Origin of the sequence: Tenacibaculum aquaeponti (assembly GCF_052084715.1) — a bacterium.
GTDB lineage: Bacteria > Bacteroidota > Bacteroidia > Flavobacteriales > Flavobacteriaceae > Polaribacter.
The window spans coordinates 111,616-132,032 of record NZ_CP197288.1 but is presented as its reverse complement, the minus strand read 5'-3'; the positions used below and the strand labels follow the sequence as shown (position 1 = coordinate 132,032).

The window sequence follows — 20,417 nt, the reverse complement described above, 5'->3', positions numbered from 1 at the left end:
ACTTATTTTTTATTAACTTTCATTGTCTAAAAAACCAACTATGATAATGAAAAATATATGCTATGCTTTCTGCATGTTATTTGTTGTTTATTCTGGAATTTCACAACAAAATGACATCAACAAAAACAACAGTACTTCACAAAAGAGACTTATAGTAAAATTTAAAAATTCAGGAGTTAAAAGTAAAAGTCAAGTTTTCTCTAAACTTAACAAAACACTTAACGTTACTAGAATTGAATCAATACATAACCTAAATGAAACCTTTTTATTAAAATTAAATAGTAATAAAAATTACAATAAAATAATTTCAGAATATCAAAATACAGGACTCTTCGAATATGTAGAAATAGACCCGATAGGAGAAGGACATGGCAAAGCTATTTTAGCTCCTAACGAACCTTTATTTAATCGTCAATGGAGCTTAGTTAATGATGGAAGCTTTTCTTTATCTCCATCTATTCCTGATGCTGATATTGATATGGATTTAGCTTGGGAAATTACCACAGGAGATTCAAACATTATTGTAGCTATATTAGATAGTGGCATAAAAACAGATCATCCAGAATTTTTAAATAGATTTTGGATTAACGAAGACGAGATTCCTGGAGATTTTATCGATAATGACAATAATGGCTATGTTGATGATCATAAAATTGGTTGGGATTTTGTAGAAAACAATAATAGTCCAAACGACCATCATGGACACGGAACTAACGTTGCTGGTATTGCTGTTGCAACGGGAAATAATAATATTGGGTATGCAGGTGTAAATTGGAATTGTAAAATTATGGCTTGTCGTGTTTTAGATAGAGAAAACTTAGGCTTTTATTCTAATTGGGCTAAAGCTATAATTTATTCAGTAAATAATGGTGCACATGTCATTAATTTATCTGCAGGAGGCATTGAACCTTCTAATGTTTTAAAAGAAGCTATAGATTATGCTTATAGTAAAAATGTTCCTGTTATAGTTTCTGCAGGAAATAAAAATACTTCTGTTGAATATCCAGCTAGATACGAAAAAGCTATAGCCGTAGGAGCAACAAATTCTAGTGATAGAATTGCTCGTCCATTTTCATGGAGCAGTACTAGTGGAAGTAATTACGGTCCTCAAATCGATTTTGTAGCTCCAGGTAATTATATTTATGGTTTAAATAATGCTTCAGATACTAACTACAATTATTATTGGAGTGGTACTTCTCAGGCAGCTCCACATGTAGCTGGTTTAATATCACTTATGTTATCTCTAAATAAAGATTTAACTATAGATGAGATAAATACAGTTTTAAGAAATACTTCTGAAGATAAAGTTGGAGGAAATTCAGATTTACCTGGTAAAGATGATTTCTTTGGTTATGGTAGAATTAATGCATACGAAGCATTAAAAAGTAACATGGTATTAAGTACAGAAGGTATGAATGAAATTATTAAAAATGACTTTGTAATATATCCTAATCCCTATAAAAGTGGTGATGATTTATTTATTAATAATAAACTAAATAACAAGTTCAATGCTAAAGTTTATAATACGCTCGGACAAATGGTTTTTGAAATAAACACTAATAAAGCAACTGAACCTTACAAAATATCAGGTTTAGAAAGTGGAACATATTTTGTAAAAATATCCAATATAGAAAACCACTCAAAAATCATCATCAATAAAAAACTCATAATCAAGTAGAAAGGCTATAAATTAATATTAGCACTCTTAAAAATTTAAATTTCTTTAACTTATTAACTTTACTTTTATGAAATACTCTTAAGTTTCGTTGAAAAGAAAAAATCTGTAGATGAACGAAGGGAGAAAAAGCTATCTTTTTCTTTAAATTGAATACATAACTTTTTAATCCCCAATCTTATGCGTAAATATTTACTATTACTTACTACACTTTTTATTTTTCAATTTTCATCTGATGCGCAACTTAAAGCATCAAAACTAATAGACAATGCGTTAATCAAAGCTAAAGAAGAAAATAAATATGTATTTGTAAATTATAGAGTAGAATCTTGTGAGTTAAGTAAAAAACTTAAACATCAAATGACAAACGAAACTTGTAAACCTTTGTACAATACTAGTTATATTGTTGTAGATATTGTGTTACCAGAAGAAAAAGCTAAGACTTATTTTGGTTCAAGAAACGACATTACTACAACTAATTCAAAAGTAAAAGGCTTTCCGTTTTGGTACATATTAGATAATAATGGAAACTTTATTGAAATGTCTTATGATGCAAATGGTAATAATATCGGATATCCAACTACGAATAAAAAAGTAGATGAGTTTATTAAAATAGTAGGTAAAACTTCTAAACTCACAAAAAGTAAACTTAATATTCTAGCTAATACTTTACATGAACAAAATAACGAGCAGTTACTTTCAGGAAAGTAAATTCTGTACTTTTTAAAATAAAAAAACTCCCTAATAATTAGGGAGTTTTTTTCATTTTAGTTTATTTTTTTTGCGTTTTTAACTTTCTGCTTTGTCAACGCTATATCAATTACTTCACTCATTTCTGTCACATAATGAAACTTTAGCCCTTTCAAATAACTCTGATTAATCTCATTAACATCTTTTTTATTATCCGCACAAAGAATGATCTCTTTAATATTAGCTCTTTTAGCAGCTAATATTTTCTCTTTAATTCCTCCAACAGGGAGTACTTTACCTCTCAAAGTAATTTCACCAGTCATAGCTACTTTATTTTTTACTTTTCGTTGTGTAAATACAGAAACTAAAGAAGTTAACATGGTAATACCTGCACTTGGTCCATCTTTAGGAGTTGCTCCTTCAGGAACATGAATATGCACATCATATTTATCTAAAACTTCAGGTTTAATTCCAAAATCTTCAGCATTAGACTTAATATATTTCATTGCTATTGTAGAAGATTCTTTCATTACTGTTCCTAAATTTCCAGTAATTGATAAAGCTCCTTTACCTTTAGATAAAATAGATTCAATAAATAAAATATCTCCTCCAACGCTAGTCCAGGCTAATCCAGTTACAACACCAGCTGTGTCATTATTTTCATATTTATCTCTTTCTAATCGAGCCGGACCTAAAATAGTTTCAATATCTTCAGAAGTTAAAGCAATATTATACTCTTCTTCCATAGCAATAGATTTAGCTGCATAACGTACAACTTTTGCTACTTGTTTTTCTAAACCACGAACACCAGATTCTCTTGTATAACCTTCAACAATTTTTTCAATTTGAGCTTTTCCTAGTTTTAAATGTTCATCATTTAATCCATGTTCTTTTAATTGCTTAGGCAGCAAGTATTTTTTGGCGATTTCTATCTTTTCTTCAATTGTATAACCAGTAACATTAATAATTTCCATACGATCTCTTAAAGCCCATGGAATTTGATTAATATTATTTGCAGTCGCTATAAAAAGTACTTTCGATAAATCGTAACCTACTTCTAAATAATTATCATAGAACTCTGTGTTTTGTTCAGGATCTAAAACTTCTAACATTGCAGAAGAAGGATCACCTTGATGACTCTGACCTAATTTATCAATTTCATCTAATACAAATACAGGATTAGAAGTCCCAGCCTTTTTTAAGTTTTGAATTAAACGTCCTGGCATCGCTCCAATATAAGTTTTACGATGTCCTCTTATTTCGGCTTCATCACGTAAACCTCCTAAAGACATACGAATATATTTACGTCCTAAAGCTTCGGCAACTGATTTACCTAAAGACGTTTTACCAACACCTGGAGGTCCGTATAAACAAATAATTGGAGATTTCATATCTCCTCTTAACTTTAAAACTGCTAGATGCTCAATAATACGCTCTTTAACCTTTTCTAGTCCGAAATGATCACGATCTAAAATCTTTTGCGCTTTTTTAAGATCAAATTTATCCTCTGAATATATTCCCCAAGGTAACTCTAATAATAACTCTAAATAGTTACGCTGAACACCATATTCTGCCATTTGAGGGTTCATTCTACGAAGTCTGTTTAATTCTTTATCGAACGTCTCCCCTACTTCTTTAGACCACTTTTTATCCTTCGCCTTGGCTTTCATTTCCTCTAACTCTTGGTCATGAGAAACGCCACCTAATTCTTCTTGAATTGTTTTTAACTGCTGATGTAAGTAATACTCACGCTGTTGTTTATCTAAATCAGATCTTGTTTTAGATTGAATATCGTTACGCAATTGTAACTTTTGCAATTCTTTATCTAAATTCTTTAGAGTTAAAAGTGCTCTTTCTTTTAAATTATCCTTCTCTAAAAGAACTTGTTTCTGTCCAACACTTAAATCCATATTTGATGAAATAAAATTCACTAAAAATGAATTCGATTGAATATTTTTAATTGCAAAAGAAGCCTCAGAAGGTAACATCGGATTTTCTTTAATTACTTCTAAAGACAATTCTTTAATAGAATCGATAATAGCATCAAATTCTTTTTTATCATCGATATCTCTTTCTTCAATTGCTTCTGTAACCTTAGCTTTCATATAAGGTTCTTGCTGAATCATTTCAGTAATTTCAAATCGCTTTTTACCTTGTATAATAACTGTTGTGTTACCATCAGGCATTTTTAATACTCTTAAAATTTGAGCGACGACACCTGTGTGGTAAATATCTTCATAAGTAGGATCTTCAACTTCACTATTACGTTGTGCAACAACTCCTAAAGTTTTATCTCCTTTATTAGCATCTTTTATTAACTGAATTGATTTATCTCTTCCGGCAGTAATAGGAATTACAACTCCAGGAAATAAAACAGTATTTCTTAAAGGTAAAATAGGTAACTCGTTTGGAATTTCCTCATTATTAATTATTTCTTCATCTTCTGGAGTTAATAAAGGAATTAACTCTGAATCTTCATTCAACATATCTTGCAAAGACAAATTGTCTAAATGTATTATTTTTGATTTACTCATAGTATGAATATCTGTCAATATGACATTGATTGCGTTATTTTTTTATCTACTGAGCTAGAAGAAAAACATCAACAAGCTATTTATCAGTAACATAAATTAAAAATATTAAATATTTTCAATTATAGATGTCAATAGTTATGCCATTTAAATATTAATTTAACGTAACAAAAAAATAAAATGATCGTCATATTTGTTGAGGTGATTAAACAATAAAAAATGAAAACCAAACTTTTAATATTAACTACTTTATTACTTTTAAGTTGTGCATCTAAAACAAACAATGATCAGTTTATTTCTAAAACTAAAGGAAGATACTTTTTTAATGCAGATGAAATAATAGAAGTATACTTTAAAAATAAAGAATTATTCTTAAAATGGAGAAACTCAGACTTAAAACCTTTAAAAATAAATGATAGTACTTTTTATGCAAGAGAACTAAATGAAAAATTAATTTTTGATACAACAGAGTCTAAAATTATTTTAGCTAAAAAAAGAGAACATAAAGGTGAAGAATTAATATTCACTAAATTGAAAGAAGGAGAGAAAACACCTACTGAATACTTAAAGGAAAATAATTTTGAAATGGCTTTAAAAGGTTTTCTTTTAATTAAAGAAAAAGACAGTTTAAATCCAGTTATTAGACAGAGAACTATAAATCAAAAAGGATATGCTTTTCTTAAAAATGATGAAATAGAAAAAGCAATTTCTACATTTAAAATTAATATTGAACTATATCCTAAAAGTTCTACATGTTATTATAGTTTAGGAGATGCGTTTCTTGAAAAACAAGATACAGCTAAAGCAATTACATATTATAATAAAGCTTTAAGTATAAATCCTGAAAATAGAAGAGCAAAAAAAAGTTTAAAAAGACTTAAAAAAGAATAGTTTTGGAAACATTAAGATACCCTATTGGAAAACCTAATTTACCTAAAAAAATTACTCAAGCAGAAATTGATAATTGGATTACGACACTAGCTGCTTTTCCAGAAAAACTGGAACACTTAGTTATGCCTTTAACTGCAGAACAACTAGATACTCCTTACAGAAAAAATGGTTGGACTATACGACAAGTTATACATCATTGTGCTGATAGTCATCATAATTCATATACTCGATTTAAGTGGACTTTAACCGAAAACACTCCAGTAATTAAAGCTTATTATGAAGATCGCTGGGCTAATCTAGATGACACAAAACATGGACCAATAGAGTTATCAATTAATAGTTTAAAAGCTTTATATGCCAAATGGGTTTATTTTTTAAAAACATTATCTAACGATGATTTAGATCAATATTTTATTCATCCTGAAGGAAATGAAAAAGTCTCTTTGAGAGAAAATATTGGTATTTATGCTTGTCATTGTGATCATCATTATGCTCATATAGAACAGCTTTTGATTAGAAAAAGATGGAAATGATAAATTATCTAACAGTATCACATTCAAAATTTTCAATATTATAACCTTTAAATTTAACCGTATAGCCCTCTTTATTGTTAAGAAAATATTGAGTTTTCTTTATTCTATCAAATATAACTTGTTTTGTTTTTTCACTTATCAAACCTGATACAAATGGAGTAACAATAGTATCCTTTTTTATATCTAAAATGATTTTGAATAAATCACTTTCAACAATCGATTCATACCCATATTCATCAGGAACTACAGATAATTCATTACAATTATAATAGTCTTGATAAATTTTTTTTAAAGTAAGATCTCCAACTTCTTTTATTGTATCTTTTGTAACCTTATAGATTTTGTTTAATTTCATTTTAAATCTATAACCCGTTATTTTTAATTCTACATCACCTCTTATAGTTAAAGAATTTAAAAAGTTAACCTTATCTATATCATATGTAACATTTAACGAATCGTTTTTATTATCAAATCCTTTTAAATAAAGTTGCCCATAATTAATTTCTGGAAATTTCAAATACTGTATACTCGTGCCATTTATTTTTGAATAAAGTTCAGGATTTCTTTTTTTTATAAACCCCTTGAATTCTTTTAAGTTTTCAGGAGGTCTTACATTTGTTATATCATATATTCTAAGATATTTTTTTAATGAAGATTCATTTATTATCTTATATTCTTTCTTGACTTTAGAAAAACTATAAAAATTATAAAGCAGTAAAATTACAAGTAGTAAAATTGAAAAGAGTAAAAATTTAACTGTTTTTTTTCTTAGTAATTTATTCATTCTCATAAAAACTTTTTTCTTTACAAGATAACTTTTAAGTTTTAAGGAATCAAAATAAAAATGGCAATACCAACAAATACAACTATTTGAAGCCATTTTAAAAATACCCCAACTTTATCATTCTTTTTAATTAAATCTGAAATAGCTCCGGCTAAAATGGCTATGGTAGAAAAAATGATAAAAGAAACTAAAATAAAAATCCCTCCTAGAACATAAAACTGATACACTGTAGAAATTGTTTCTGAAAATAAAAATTGAGGGAAAAATGCTAGAAAAAAGATAGTCACTTTAGGATTTAAAACATTCATCCAAAATCCTGTCTTAAATAACGATAAAGTCGATTTCTTTTCAATATTTTCTGTAGAAAAAGTAATACTTGCATCACTTTTAAACACTTTATAAGCTAAAAATAAAAGATACAAAGCTCCAAATAACTTTATTATAAAAAATAAATTATCGTTAGCTTTAATTACCTCTGAAACTCCGAACGCGACTAAAGTTGTGTGAATAATACAACCTGTCATTAAACCTAAAACGGTAGCAAGTCCGTACTTTTTTCCATTAACTATACTTTGTGTTAAAACAAAAATATTATCTGGCCCTGGTGATATAGCTAAAGCCATTGTAGATAAAGCAAAAGAGATTAAAATTTCTATCATAAGTTTACAATTTCAAAACAAATATACACAGTAAAATCACCTTTATAAAAATTACTAATAAAACGTTAATTAACAGTGGTTAACAATAGTTAACTATACAAGAAATGCAATTACTATAGGTTTGTATCATAATTAATTTTAAAATAAAAGAATATGAAAAATTTAATCATTTTAATCGCCTTATTGTCTAGCACTTTAACTTTTGCTAATGACATTACTATTCCTTCTAAAGAATTAAAAAAAGAATTAAGAACTGAAATCGTTAAACTATTAAATAACGAAAAACCTGATATTAATCTAGATTTTACAGTTAAAGTAGATTTTATGATTAATGAAAAAAATGAAATTGTAATTATAGATATTAATACAAGTGATACGGTAATAGAATCATTCGTTAAGAGGAAATTAAATTACAAAGCGATACAAGCTTCAACTATCAGCAAAGGAAAAATTTATCAATTGCCTATTAAATTTGTTAAGCAATAATTGTTAATCAAAAAACTCATAACCGAATTGGTTATGAGTTTTATTAAGTTTTAATATTTTTTCAAAATTGCTTTATTAATTCGTTTTATAAGCGATGGCCCTTCGTAAATAAAACCTGTATAAATTTGAACTAAATCTGCTCCGGCTTCAATTTTTTCTAAGGCATCTTTTTCAGAATGAATTCCTCCTACTCCTACAATTGGGAATGCTTTATTTGAGTTATCAGCTAAATATTTAATTACACGAGTACTTTTAGATTTAATCGGCTGTCCACTCAAACCTCCATTACCTATAGCTTTTAATCGTTCTTCTGATGCTTTCAAACCTGTTCTATCTACAGAAGTATTAGAAGCTATAACTCCGTCTATTTTTGTTTCAGCAACCAAATCGATGATTTCATCTAACTGATTGTTATTTAAATCTGGTGCTATTTTTAATAAAATTGGCTTCTGTTTTTCTTTAGAACTATTAATTTTTTGAACTTCTGTAATTAATTCTTTTAAATATGCTGCATCTTCTAATTTTGCATGACTCGATACATTCGGACAACTTACATTCAATACAAAATAATCTACATAAGGATGTAATTCTTCAAAACAAACTGTGTAATCATCTGTATAATTTTCTGGTTTTGTTGCTGTATTCTTTCCTATATTTCCACCAATAATTACTTTTCCTTTATTCTTTTTTAACTGTGATATAGCAGCAGATAATCCTTCATTATTAAACCCCATTCGGTTAATAATACCTTTATCATCTTTTAAGCGAAATAATCTTTGCTTTGGATTACCAACCTGACCTTTTGGAGTAACTGTACCTATTTCGATAAAACCAAAACCGAAATTAGCAAGCTCGTTATACAATACTGCATTTTTATCGAAACCAGCAGCTAAGCCTACTGGATTTTTGAATGTTAATCCGAATAAGTTTCTTTCTAATCGTTTATCATTTATTTGGTAAAGTCCTCTAAAAATAGATGAAACAAAAGGAACTTTAGATATTCCTTTTACCAAAGAAAAAGTGAAATGATGAATCTTTTCTGGATCGAAAAGAAAGAAAATAGGGCGAATTATTGATTTATACATATTATTGATTTGACCAGTTTTTATATTCTTTGCTTTTTGTAAAATCTATAAAATTTTCTTTAACTAACTCTTTTAAACTCTCTTTATCTAGCTCAAATCTTTCTATAAACAAATTTAAAATATTTATAGCTTTTTCATTTTCCTTATTCTCTATATAAGTTGTAAGTAAGCTATCTAATCCATCAAAGAAATTTGGATAAAGAGTTATTAAGTTCTCAAATTTCTCTATCGCTTTTTTATAATCCTTTTTCAAAAAATAAACATTACCTCTAAAATAATCTAGAAAGTCGTCATTCCCTATTGCTTTATCTAATTTGTCAAGAACATCAATTGCTTTATCATATTCTTCTTTTAAGATATAACCATCCATTGAAATTAAATATAAACTAGCATCATTAGGGTATTCCTTTTCATAATCATTTATATATTTAATGTATAGTTCATTATCAAAATTACTTGCAGCCATTAAGGCATAAATCATAAAAATCTTTCTTTTTTTAGAATTCTCAGTTAAAGACTCGTATAAATCAATAACCTCTTTATGTTGGTTTTGATCTTTATAAGCTTTAAATTTTACTATTTTTTCAAAATCAGCAACTTCTTTTCTATTTAAAATCCTTTTCAAAAAACTTCTATTGTTTACAGCTCTCTCGTAAAGAAACTTTATTGTTTCAGATAAATATTCTCCAGAAATATAGATATATGTGTCAGATATTTTTGGCTTCCCTTTTACATATTCTATTAAATGTTTATGATAGTTTAAACCATCTTCTCCATAAAGCCTAAATAATAAAAAGTAATTATCGTTTTCTTTGTATGATCTTATAAAGGTATACTCTGAACCTAATTCTATTTGCTTTAAAAGTTCTTTACCGAAGCTAAAAGATTTAGAAAAACCCTGATAAAATGACAAATTAAACTTTAATAATTCTTTATCCTCTGTTTTTATAAAAAATCTATTAGCTAATAATTTACTATCATAAACTTTATCAAAATATGTATGATCTTGATTAAATAAAGTACTATCTATTGCATATCCTAAATCATCTAACTCTACTAGCTTTTTATCATTGTCCCCTTGTGAATAGATTTGAAAAAAAACTAAGCTGAATATTAAAAAAAATCCTTTTCTCATAACATTTTAAATATTTAAAAAAAGCTCCCTAAGGGAGCTTAAAAATTTATTATCTTAATTCTGCACCAACATTCTTTTCGAATGTTTGCTGTAATTTTTGCATTATTTTGTCGATTTGCTTGTCGTTTAATGTTTTATCATCTTGTAAAATAAAACTAACAGCGTACGATTTTTTTCCTTCAGGTAAATTTTCTCCTTCGTAAACATCGAATAAGTCCACTTCTTTTAAAAGCTTTCTTTCAGATTGAAAAGCCAAATTGTAAATTTCTTTAAATTCAACTTTGCTATCTAATAATAAAGCTAAATCTCTTTTTACTGCAGGGAATTTAGGTAAATCGGTAACCTTTATTTTCCTCTTACCAACTAATCCTAAAATAACATCCCATTTAAAATCTGCAAAAAGAACTTCTTGTTTAATTGAGAACTCTTTTAATATAGAACGTTTAACAACTCCAAACTCTACTAATTTTGTTTTACCTAAACTTAATGTTAATCCTTCAGAAAAAACAGATGATTTTACTGGTGAATTCTTTAAATTTGATAAACCTAATCGATCAAAAATACTAGTAATTACTCCTTTTATGTAAAAGAAACTAGATGTTTCTGAAGCAATTTTCCAGTTATCTTTTAGTTTATTTCCTGTAACAAATAATGTTAAGTGTTTATCTTCTTGGTAACCTGACTCATATTTGTGATAGGTTTTTCCTAACTCAAATAATTTTAATGCATTATTCTTACGATTAATGTTATAAGAAATACTTTCTAACCCACTAAATAATAATGATTGACGTAAAACTTTTAAATCATTACTCAATGGATTTAACATTTCTACATTAAAGCTCTCATTTAAATCTTCAGATAAGCTAATATAATCAGCCTTAGTTAATGAGTTTGCCATAGTTTCATTGAAGCCTAAAGCAACTAAATGATCTGAAACTATGTTTTCAACTTTAACTTGAATATCATTATCAAAAGATATCGAAGTATTTAATTTATGAGAAAACTCAATATTATTATATCCGTAAACTCTTAAAATTTCTTCAATGATATCTGCCTCTCTTTGAACATCAACTCTATAAGAAGGAATAACTAAACCTAAACCAGCTTCTGTAATGCTATTAATTTTAATTTCTAGTGAAGCTAAAATATTTTTAATAGTTTCTTTAGGTATTTCTTGTCCTATTAATTTATAAACATTCTCGAATGATAAAAAAACTTCAAAATCATTTACTTTTTCAGGATAGAAATCCATAATATCTGAAGACATTTTTCCTCCAGCATATTCTTCAATTAATAAAGCTGCTCTCTTTAGAGCATATTTTGTTTGATTAATATCAATTCCTCTTTCAAACCTGAAAGAAGCATCTGTATTTAATCCATGTCTTTTAGCTGTTTTACGAACTGAAACAGGATTAAAGTATGCGCTTTCTAAGAAAATTGTAGTTGTGTTTTCTGTAACTCCAGATTTCACACCTCCAAATACTCCTGCTATACATAACGGATTAGATTCAGCATCACATATCATAATATCTTCAGCTGATAACTCTCTTTCAACTTCATCTAAAGTGGTAAACTTAGTACCTTCTTCTAAAGTTTTTACAACAACTTTATTTCCTTTAATTTTAGAAGCATCAAAAGCGTGTAAAGGCTGACCTAATTCATGTAAAACATAATTTGTAATATCTACAATATTACTTTTAGGAGCAATTCCTATTGCTTTCAATCTATTTTTTATCCATTCTGGTGAATCTTTTACTTCAACATCAGTAATGGTTATTCCACAATATCTTGGCGTTAATTCTTTATTTTCAACTTCAACATCAATCTTTAATCTTCTTTCATCAACATGAAAATCTGAAACTGAAGGTGAAATTAATTCTAATTTCACATCGTTTTGTAACAAACCAGCTCTTAAATCTCTTGCCACTCCATAATGACTCATTGCATCAGCTCTGTTAGGAGTTAGTCCAATTTCAAAAACATGGTCAGTTTCTATTTTAAATACATCGGCACAAGGAGTTCCTGGAACTAGAGATTCATCTAGTATCATAATTCCATCATGCCCCGATCCTAAACCTAATTCATCTTCGGCACAGATCATACCATGACTCTCTTCACCTCTGATTTTTCCTTTCTTAATTTTAAAACCTTCTCCTTTTTCGTCGTATAACATTGTTCCAATAGTCGCTACAGGAACTTTTTGTCCTGCATCAACATTAGGTGCTCCGCAAACTATTTGTACTGGTTCTACTTCTCCTAAATTAACAGTAGTAACTTTAAGTTTATCTGCATTAGGATGTTTTTTACATGTTAGAACTTCACCAACAACAACACCTTTTAAACTTCCTTTAATACTTTCTTTAAGTTCAATTCCCTCAACTTCCAGTCCTAAATCCGTCAATAATTCCCCTATCTTTTCTGGATTCCAGTCAAATTGTAAAAATTGTTGTAGCCAGTTATATGATATTTTCATTTTTTAGTCTAGTATTTAGCCTGCAAATTTACATTTTTTCTGAAGATTATTTAGGAATAATATACCATTTTCCACAGTGTTAATAACTTCTTAAAAATTAACACTTTATTAATGTTTTGTTAACATTACGATATGTTCTTTGCTTCGATTTAAACCCAACAAACTATTTCATGAAAAAAATAATACCTGTTATAATGCTGATAACTTCGTTATCTGTATTTGGACAAATACCATCGTACTATAACGATGTTAACTTAACCCTTAATGGTTCAAACTTAAAAGATGAACTATCTACAAAAATCATTAGTACTCATAATATATTTTTAAGCTATACACCAGGGGTTTGGAATACTTTAAAACTAACAGATATAGATCCAACAGATCCTTCTAAAGTTTTATTAATTTACGGATGGAATGATACTGATTCAGAAATTAATAATGATAGAACTAGAGGAAAAGATCAAAATGGAGGAAATTCTGGTGATTGGAATAGAGAACATGTTTACCCTAAATCTTTAGGAAATCCTAATTTAGGAACTACTGGTGCTGGTGCAGATGCACACAGCTTAAGACCTTGTGATGGCTCTAGAAATTCTTCAAGAAGCAACCGTAAATTCGCTGCTGGTAATGGAACTGCTTCATACATTACCCCTGAAGGTAATTGGTACCCTGGAGATGAATGGAAAGGTGATGTAGCTAGAATGATGATGTACATGTATTTACGTTATGGAAATCAAACATTACCAACCAATGTAGGTGTGGGTAATATTGTTGCTACAGATCCTAATATGATTGATCTATTTTTACAATGGAACACTGAAGATCCTGTATCAGATTTTGAAAAACAAAGAAACCCAATTTTAGAACAAGAACAAGGAAATAGAAATCCTTTTATAGATAATCCTGCTTTTGCAACACAAATTTGGGGAGGACCACAAGCTGAGGATTTATTTGGTAGTACTGGTGGAAGTGATACACAATCACCTTCTACTCCTTCTAATTTGATTTCTTCTAACATAACACAAAGTACTGTAGATTTAGCTTGGACTGCTTCTACAGATAATATTGCTGTATCTGGTTATAGAATTTATAGAAATGGTGCTCAAATTGCTACCTCTTCGAATCCAAATTATACCGCTACTGCTTTAAGTTCAGGTACTACTTATTCTTTTTATGTTAGTGCGTATGATGCCGCAGGAAATATTTCTGGGAACAGTAACACTGTTACAATAACAACACAAAATAGTGGTAATAATGGAGGTGGAAATGCTTCTGATTTATTAATTTCTGAATATATTGAAGGTTCTTCATATAACAAAGCTATAGAAATTGCAAACTTTACTGGATCGGCTATTGATTTATCCTCTTATTCTTTAAGAAAAGTTACTAATGGTTCTGGAAGTTTCTCTAGCGTATTAAACTTGAGCGGACAGTTAGCAAATGGTCAAGTATATGTTATAGGAAATAACAATGCTTCTACTGCAATTACAAATGTTGCGAACATCACTGAAAATAGTGTTACAACATTCAATGGAAATGATGCTATTGGATTGTTTAAAAATGAAGTTTTAATTGACTTAATAGGAAATCAAAATAGCAGTGCGACATTTGCACAGGACGTTACTTTAAGAAGAAAATCCACTATAACTGCTCCAAATAACAACTATACTGCATCTGAATGGGATTCTTTTAGTACAGATACTTTCTCTGGTTTAGGTACACATACCATGGACACTAATTCTGCAGACACAACGGCTCCTACTACTCCGTCTGGTTTAATTGCATCAAATATTACTCAAACTTCAACTAATTTAGCTTGGACAGCTTCTACAGATAATATAGCTGTAACAGGATATGATGTTTACAGAGGAACTACAAAACTATCAACAGTTACTACAACAAATTATACTGTAACTGGTTTAATAGCTGAAACTAATTATTCTTTTTCAGTAAGAGCTATTGATGCCGCTGGAAATACCTCAAATTCAAGTAATATTGTTAATGTAACTACTTTACCTGTTCCAGACACAACAGCACCAACTACACCTTCTGGACTAGTTGCATCAAATACTTCACAAACTTCAACTGATTTAGCATGGACAGCTTCTACAGATAATATAGCTGTAACAGGATATGATGTATATCAGGGGAATACAAAAATAACTACAGTTACCAATACTAATTATACAGTTAATAATTTGACTGCAAATACTAATTACAATTTCTCAGTAAAGGCTGTAGATGAAGCGGGAAACATTTCAAATTCTAGTAATGTTGTTAGTATAACTACTTTATCTGAACCTTCAACAAATGGAACTTTAATTATTTCTGAATATATAGAAGGTTCTTCTAATAACAAAGCTATAGAAATAGCAAATGTATCTGGAACTACTGTAAACTTAGCTGAATATTCTTTAAGAAAAGCTACAAACGGTTCTGGAAGTTTTTCTAGCATACTAAATTTAAGCGGGCAATTAGCTAATGGAGATGTTTATGTAATTGCTAATTCTAACGCTAATTCTACTATTTTAAATGTTGCTGACATTACAGAAGCTAGTATTACTACTTTTAATGGAAATGATGCTATTGGGTTATTTAAAAACGAGGTTTTATTAGACTTAATAGGAAATCCAAATAGCAGTGCAAATTTTGCTCAAGATGTTACCCTACAAAGAACTTCAAACATAACTAGTCCTAACACTACATATACAATTTCTGAGTGGGATGTACTTGCTGTAGATACGTTTGACGGCTTAGGCAATCTTAATAATGGAGGAACAAATCCTACAGGACCTGTAGTAATCTCTGAATCTTATTTTGAATCAGGTTTAGATAACTGGTCTGATGGTGGTAGTGATGTTGCGAGATACTCAGGAGCAAGATCTTACGAAGGATCTTATTCTATACGCTTAAGAGATAATTCAGGTACTGCTTCCGCAATGACATCTGAAGTTTATGATTTAACTACATATAACACTGTAGAAGTTGATTTCTATTTTTATTCATATAGTATGGAAAATGGTGAAGATTTTTGGTTAAGATATTACGATGGAAGTTCTTGGCAAACAGTTGAAGTTTGGGCAAGAGGAACTGATTTCGATAACAATACTTTTTATAATGCTAAAGTAGTGTTAAGCAATTCTAATTATAATTTCACATCAAATGCTCAATTCCGATTCCAAGCAGACGCGTCTACAAATAGTGATCATATATATATAGATCAAGTAACTATTAAAGGTACTTCTGGAGTTTTAGCTAAATCAATTAACGTTGCTTCTAGCAACTCTTCTTTAACTGAATTAGGCTATTTAAACACCAATGAATTTGATGTTTTTGAAGGTGATTTTAAAATGTACCCTAACCCTGTTACTGGAAACACATTAAATTTAAGGTTACAAGATTCAGAGGTAGAAAATATAACTTATCGAATAATTTCTTTACTAGGTCAAGAAATTTCAAAAGGTTATTTAAATAGTAATCAAATTCAAGTTAACGAATTAAAAACTGGTGTTTACATTCTTGAAATTAATGACGGAGAAGAAATTATGACTCAAAAATTTATAAAGAAATAAATCAATAGATTTTTATTAGAATTAAAGTTATAAAATCTCAGAATAAACCATGGTTTATTCTGAGATTTTCTTCATTAACTTGGGTTTAATTTTCAATACCCCCATCAAAAAAAGTTTTAAAACATAAATAACCAACACAACAACACATTAAAAAAATTCAAAATTTTATCATAATACATTTCACTTTGCTTTATCTTAAATCTATTGATTATCGTTACAACAAATACTTCAATCACCTATCAAAGTAATGTATCAATAATTGGTTAGGATAAATTCAATTTTTAAGAACTCATTTTAGAGTTTTTAAAGATTAATTTTACTTCCAGTGTATTATCTAAATGGTTCCATAATCATTTTAGAATAAGCATCTGTAACTAAAGATAAGCACATCAATTTTATCGATTTCCTACTAGATAAGTAACATCTTCAAAGCTGTTTAAATCATTCGAAGATTAACTGTTCAATGAGATTCCTATGCTTTCTATATCAATGATACGAGTTAGTAGTAAAATGATTACTTGATCGTGGAATTCTCTTCTCACTCTGCTAAATAAACTACTAGAAATTTCAAACTTAAACTATAGTCCTTCTGAGTATACTTTACATAACTCTTGTTCATTACACTTAAAATTTAGTGTAACGATATTTCAGGACGAGACATTAATTTAAAACAAAAAAACTCAGATGAAATCATCCAAGTTTTTTTGTTTGTTTAAGTAATTTATTTATTATCAAAATAAAGAAGTGATAACCTCATCAATTGTTATCCCTTCAGCTTCAGCCTTATAATTCTTAACCACTCTGTGAGATAAAATTGGAACTGCAACCTTTTGAACATCTTCAATATCTGGAGAATACTTACCATTTACAGCAGCATTAGCTTTAGCTGCTAAAATTAAGTTTTGCGAAGCTCGAGGTCCTGCTCCCCAATCGATATATTTTTTAACAAATTCTGTAGCTTTATCAGATTTTGGTCTAGTTTTTCCAACCAAACTAACTGCATATTCTACTACATTGTCTGCTACAGGTATTTTACGAATTAGTTTTTGTATTTCTACAATCTCTTGGGCATTAAATAAAGCATTAACTTTTTGCTCTTTGGTAGTTGTTGTGTTTTTAACAACTTCCACTTCTTCATCAAACGATGGATAATCTAAGTTTATAGAAAACATAAAACGATCTAATTGAGCTTCTGGTAATGGATAGGTTCCTTCTTGCTCAATAGGATTCTGTGTAGCTAATACAAAAAAAGGCAAATCTAATTTATAATGATGTCCTGCAATTGTAACAGAGCGCTCCTGCATCGCTTCTAACAAAGCTGCTTGAGTTTTTGGAGGTGTTCTATTAATCTCATCTGCAAGAATAATATTAGAAAAAATAGGACCTTTTATAAACTTAAATTTTCTAGACTCATCTAAAATCTCACTACCTAAAATATCGGAAGGCATTAAATCAGGTGTAAACTGTATTCTATTAAAATTTAAACCTAATGCATCTGATATTGTATTAACTAATAAAGTTTTTGCTAAACCCGGTACACCTATTAAAAGTGAATGACCTCCACAAAAAATAGATAATAAAGAAAAATTAACCGCCTCTTTTTGACCAATAATTACTTTACCTATTTCCTGCTGTAACTGTTGATATTTAGTTACTAAATTATTAACTGCCGTAACGTCTGACATTATTGATTTTCTTTTTTCCAGTTAGATTTAAAAGTACATTTCTTGTAATCACTTCCTATCTTAACATAAGTTTCTAATATTTTGTCTTTTGACCATTTAGCAATTGTTTCTTCTTTTTTCTTTACTAGAGCTAGTTTCTGAACTTTTACATAATCATTAACTAAATCTGCTTTATGAGTATTCGTTCTATTTCTCATGTAAAGCAATTTATACATCTTCTCTCCTGCTCTAGTTTCATCGTAGAAAACTTCTGAAAACTCTCCTTTTTTTAATTCGTTAATTCTTCCATACAAAGCTGGATCCATTCTAGTTAAATCAAAAGTAGATTCTCCTGTATATGGATTTAAAATTAGTCCTCCACTATTTTTTGTTTCATCATCTTGTGAATGATCATTTACAGCTTTATCAAAAGTTAACTCACCAGCAATAATATCTTTTCTAATTTGCTCTAATTTCTCTTTAGCGTCATTAAGTTTACTCTCTTCAATTTCAGGTTTCATAACAATATGAGAAACTTCTCTACCGTTACCTTTAATTTTATGTAATAAAATGATATGATAACCAAAAATTGTTTTAAAAGGTTCAGATATTTGTCCTTCATCTAAAGAAAAAGCAACTTCTTTAAACTCTTTTATGAACTGTGTATCTTTAGTAATAGTTCCCAAATTACCTCCATTTCTAGCTACAGAAGGATCATTTGAATTTACGATTGCTTTTAACCTGAAACTCGCATCATTCTCTTCTACATCTTTCTTAATCTCGTTAAGTTTCGCTATAATCCTTTCATTTTCCTCTTTAGTTGGTTCAGCTTTTAAAACAATTTGTGCTAACTCAACTTCTGCTGGAAATTCAGGTAATTCATTTTTCTCTTTTAAGCCATTAAAATATAAACGAACTTCTTCTGGAGTTAAATCTACATCACCCGTAATTTTTTGTTGTTCCTTTTCTATTAAGATTTCTTCTTTTTGAACACGTTCTAGTTCTTTAATTAAATCTTCTTTATCATTAAATCCATAAACTTCAATAGCCTTCTTTTCTCCGCCATGCTGTCTTATGAAGAAATCAATAGTTCTCTTTACTCTATCATCAATTTCAGCTTTTGATGCAGTAACACTATCTACAACAGCATGATGTGCAAGTAATTTACGATCCATCAATTGCTCTAACATTTGACAATCGGTAATTTTTATTTTCCCTTCACTTTGCGTTTCAATTTCTTTTTTAAATTTTTCAATATCAGAATCTAAAACAACATTTTTACCAACAACAACAGCTACACCATCAATCTTATTTTTTTGAGCTCCAACAAAAACTGGTGCCAATCCTAAGATAATTAAAATACTAATACTCTTTAAATTCATTGTTTTTAATTGCATCATTAATCAACGTTTTTTCTATCTCTCTTACTAATTCTATCTTACGTTTATGTAAAATAAGTTGTTTTATATTATTTCTAATGTAGCTTAAAGGAGCTATTTCATTTCTCTTTAACACATTATTCACAGCGACCAAATATACTCCTAAACTATCTTCTTTCTGAATGAATTTGGATTTTTTTAACAGTTTTTCTTTTGATTCATATCTAAATGGTGGAATTTTTAACAAAACATCATCATAGCTTACCCAAGATGAATCTCTCAACATATAATCTTTAAAATTTATTGTCAGATTTTCTAAGTCCTCTAAATCTTCTATAGTAGTAGATTGAAACTTTTTTACAGCTTCTTGTTTATCTAAAAAATCTTTACCAAAATAAATATATTTAAGTTGTAATAATTCTTCGTTTAACCTAAAATTATCTTTATTATTTGTATAATATTTTTGTATAGATTCTTCTGAAATTAAAGTATCTAATTGCTGATTAATTAAAGATTCTTTATATCCATTAATGTACAAGCTTTCTTTATAATTTTTAACCAGCTCGTTTATTTGTTTATTATTTACGTCCGAAATATTCTCTTCTGCCTTTTTTAATAATAATTGTTGTTTAGCCCAAGTGTTAATGTAACTTTTAATTAATACTAAACTATCATTTTTAGAAGTTCCTTTTGGCACAACATTAACTACATCTGAAAGATATAGATTCACCTCTCCAACAGACGCAACTATAGGTTCATTTATAGCACCTGTATCTTTGGTAGATATAAAGTCTTTAATTTTATCGCATGAAAGAAGCGTTAAAAAACAAAATGTAAAAATGATTTTTCTCACTAACTTA

15 protein-coding genes are annotated in these 20,417 nt (G+C 28.7%); 6 read left to right on the top strand and 9 right to left on the bottom strand.

Annotated features, from left to right (window positions below; genetic code table 11):
* Positions 1–46: 46 nt before the first annotated feature.
* Positions 47–1,678: a S8 family serine peptidase gene (locus ACSIGC_RS00630; protein ID WP_442266252.1), complete on the top strand. Its 1,632-nt coding sequence runs from the start codon at positions 47–49 to the stop codon at positions 1,676–1,678.
* Between the two features lie 177 nt (positions 1,679–1,855).
* Entirely contained in the window at positions 1,856–2,386 is a 531-nt protein-coding gene (locus ACSIGC_RS00625; RefSeq protein WP_442266251.1) for a hypothetical protein, read from the top strand.
* Positions 2,387–2,442: 56 nt separating this feature from the next.
* On the opposite strand, the gene lon is transcribed toward ACSIGC_RS00625, so the two are convergent.
* On the bottom strand, positions 2,443–4,899 hold the full coding sequence (gene lon / locus ACSIGC_RS00620) for an endopeptidase La (protein WP_442266250.1): 2,457 nt from the start codon (positions 4,897–4,899) through the stop codon (positions 2,443–2,445).
* Between the two features lie 216 nt (positions 4,900–5,115).
* On the opposite strand from lon, the gene ACSIGC_RS00615 reads away from it, so the two are divergent.
* Entirely contained in the window at positions 5,116–5,787 is a 672-nt protein-coding gene (locus tag ACSIGC_RS00615) for a tetratricopeptide repeat protein (protein WP_442266249.1), read from the top strand.
* 2 nt (positions 5,788–5,789) lie between these two features.
* Entirely contained in the window at positions 5,790–6,320 is a 531-nt protein-coding gene (locus ACSIGC_RS00610; protein WP_442266248.1) for a YfiT family bacillithiol transferase, read from the top strand.
* Positions 6,321–6,324: 4 nt separating this feature from the next.
* Here ACSIGC_RS00610 and ACSIGC_RS00605 read toward each other — a convergent pair whose 3' ends face one another.
* Both ACSIGC_RS00605 and ACSIGC_RS00600 read right to left on the bottom strand, forming a co-directional pair.
* Positions 6,325–7,104 (bottom strand): hypothetical protein, encoded by a 780-nt coding sequence (locus ACSIGC_RS00605; RefSeq protein WP_442266247.1) that lies wholly within the window; start codon positions 7,102–7,104, stop codon positions 6,325–6,327.
* A 41-nt stretch (positions 7,105–7,145) separates the two neighbouring features.
* Positions 7,146–7,763, bottom strand: a complete 618-nt coding sequence (locus ACSIGC_RS00600; protein WP_442266246.1) for a LysE family translocator — start codon at positions 7,761–7,763, stop codon at positions 7,146–7,148.
* Positions 7,764–7,916: 153 nt separating this feature from the next.
* Between ACSIGC_RS00600 and ACSIGC_RS00595 the strand changes: the two genes are divergently transcribed.
* A complete protein-coding gene (locus ACSIGC_RS00595) occupies positions 7,917–8,249 on the top strand; it encodes a hypothetical protein (RefSeq protein ID WP_442266245.1) in 333 nt (110 codons plus the stop codon).
* Between the two features lie 50 nt (positions 8,250–8,299).
* Here ACSIGC_RS00595 and ACSIGC_RS00590 read toward each other — a convergent pair whose 3' ends face one another.
* Genes ACSIGC_RS00590 through pheT form a run of 3 tightly spaced genes read right to left on the bottom strand, consistent with a single transcriptional unit; the run spans position 8,300 to position 12,942 of the window.
* Entirely contained in the window at positions 8,300–9,334 is a 1,035-nt protein-coding gene (locus ACSIGC_RS00590; protein WP_442266244.1) for a quinone-dependent dihydroorotate dehydrogenase, read from the bottom strand.
* Position 9,335: 1 nt separating this feature from the next.
* Positions 9,336–10,469: a tetratricopeptide repeat protein gene (locus ACSIGC_RS00585; RefSeq protein ID WP_442266243.1), complete on the bottom strand. Its 1,134-nt coding sequence runs from the start codon at positions 10,467–10,469 to the stop codon at positions 9,336–9,338.
* Between the two features lie 49 nt (positions 10,470–10,518).
* Complete coding sequence (gene pheT, locus ACSIGC_RS00580; RefSeq protein ID WP_442266242.1) at positions 10,519–12,942, bottom strand: phenylalanine--tRNA ligase subunit beta; 2,424 nt, start codon at positions 12,940–12,942, stop codon at positions 10,519–10,521.
* A 170-nt stretch (positions 12,943–13,112) separates the two neighbouring features.
* On the opposite strand from pheT, the gene ACSIGC_RS00575 reads away from it, so the two are divergent.
* Positions 13,113–16,514: an endonuclease gene (locus tag ACSIGC_RS00575; RefSeq protein WP_442266241.1), complete on the top strand. Its 3,402-nt coding sequence runs from the start codon at positions 13,113–13,115 to the stop codon at positions 16,512–16,514.
* A gap of 731 nt (positions 16,515–17,245) precedes the next feature.
* On the opposite strand, the gene ACSIGC_RS00570 is transcribed toward ACSIGC_RS00575, so the two are convergent.
* Genes ACSIGC_RS00570 through ACSIGC_RS00560 form a run of 3 tightly spaced genes read right to left on the bottom strand, consistent with a single transcriptional unit; the run spans position 17,246 to position 20,410 of the window.
* Complete coding sequence (locus ACSIGC_RS00570) at positions 17,246–18,199, bottom strand: AAA family ATPase (RefSeq protein WP_442266240.1); 954 nt, start codon at positions 18,197–18,199, stop codon at positions 17,246–17,248.
* Positions 18,199–19,578, bottom strand: coding sequence for a peptidylprolyl isomerase (locus tag ACSIGC_RS00565; protein WP_442266239.1), 1,380 nt, complete (start codon positions 19,576–19,578; stop codon positions 18,199–18,201). The genes ACSIGC_RS00570 and ACSIGC_RS00565 overlap by 1 nt, the downstream gene beginning before the upstream one ends.
* On the bottom strand, positions 19,541–20,410 hold the full coding sequence (locus ACSIGC_RS00560) for a hypothetical protein (protein ID WP_442266238.1): 870 nt from the start codon (positions 20,408–20,410) through the stop codon (positions 19,541–19,543). The genes ACSIGC_RS00565 and ACSIGC_RS00560 overlap by 38 nt, the downstream gene beginning before the upstream one ends.
* Positions 20,411–20,417: the final 7 nt, after the last annotated feature.

What these genes read in the sequence shown, in the direction of transcription:
- ACSIGC_RS00630 (WP_442266252.1), top strand. Translation starts at nt 47, where the DNA reads ATGAAAAATATATGCTATGCTTTCTGCATGTTATTTGTTGTTTATTCT.
- ACSIGC_RS00625 (WP_442266251.1), top strand. Translation starts at nt 1,856, where the DNA reads ATGCGTAAATATTTACTATTACTTACTACACTTTTTATTTTTCAATTT.
- lon (WP_442266250.1), bottom strand. Translation starts at nt 4,899, where the DNA reads ATGAGTAAATCAAAAATAATACATTTAGACAATTTGTCTTTGCAAGAT.
- ACSIGC_RS00615 (WP_442266249.1), top strand. Translation starts at nt 5,116, where the DNA reads ATGAAAACCAAACTTTTAATATTAACTACTTTATTACTTTTAAGTTGT.
- ACSIGC_RS00605 (WP_442266247.1), bottom strand. Translation starts at nt 7,104, where the DNA reads ATGAATAAATTACTAAGAAAAAAAACAGTTAAATTTTTACTCTTTTCA.
- ACSIGC_RS00600 (WP_442266246.1), bottom strand. Translation starts at nt 7,763, where the DNA reads ATGATAGAAATTTTAATCTCTTTTGCTTTATCTACAATGGCTTTAGCT.
- ACSIGC_RS00595 (WP_442266245.1), top strand. Translation starts at nt 7,917, where the DNA reads ATGAAAAATTTAATCATTTTAATCGCCTTATTGTCTAGCACTTTAACT.
- ACSIGC_RS00590 (WP_442266244.1), bottom strand. Translation starts at nt 9,334, where the DNA reads ATGTATAAATCAATAATTCGCCCTATTTTCTTTCTTTTCGATCCAGAA.
- ACSIGC_RS00585 (WP_442266243.1), bottom strand. Translation starts at nt 10,469, where the DNA reads ATGAGAAAAGGATTTTTTTTAATATTCAGCTTAGTTTTTTTTCAAATC.
- pheT (WP_442266242.1), bottom strand. Translation starts at nt 12,942, where the DNA reads ATGAAAATATCATATAACTGGCTACAACAATTTTTACAATTTGACTGG.
- ACSIGC_RS00575 (WP_442266241.1), top strand. Translation starts at nt 13,113, where the DNA reads ATGAAAAAAATAATACCTGTTATAATGCTGATAACTTCGTTATCTGTA.
- ACSIGC_RS00570 (WP_442266240.1), bottom strand. Translation starts at nt 18,199, where the DNA reads ATGTCAGACGTTACGGCAGTTAATAATTTAGTAACTAAATATCAACAG.
- ACSIGC_RS00565 (WP_442266239.1), bottom strand. Translation starts at nt 19,578, where the DNA reads ATGATGCAATTAAAAACAATGAATTTAAAGAGTATTAGTATTTTAATT.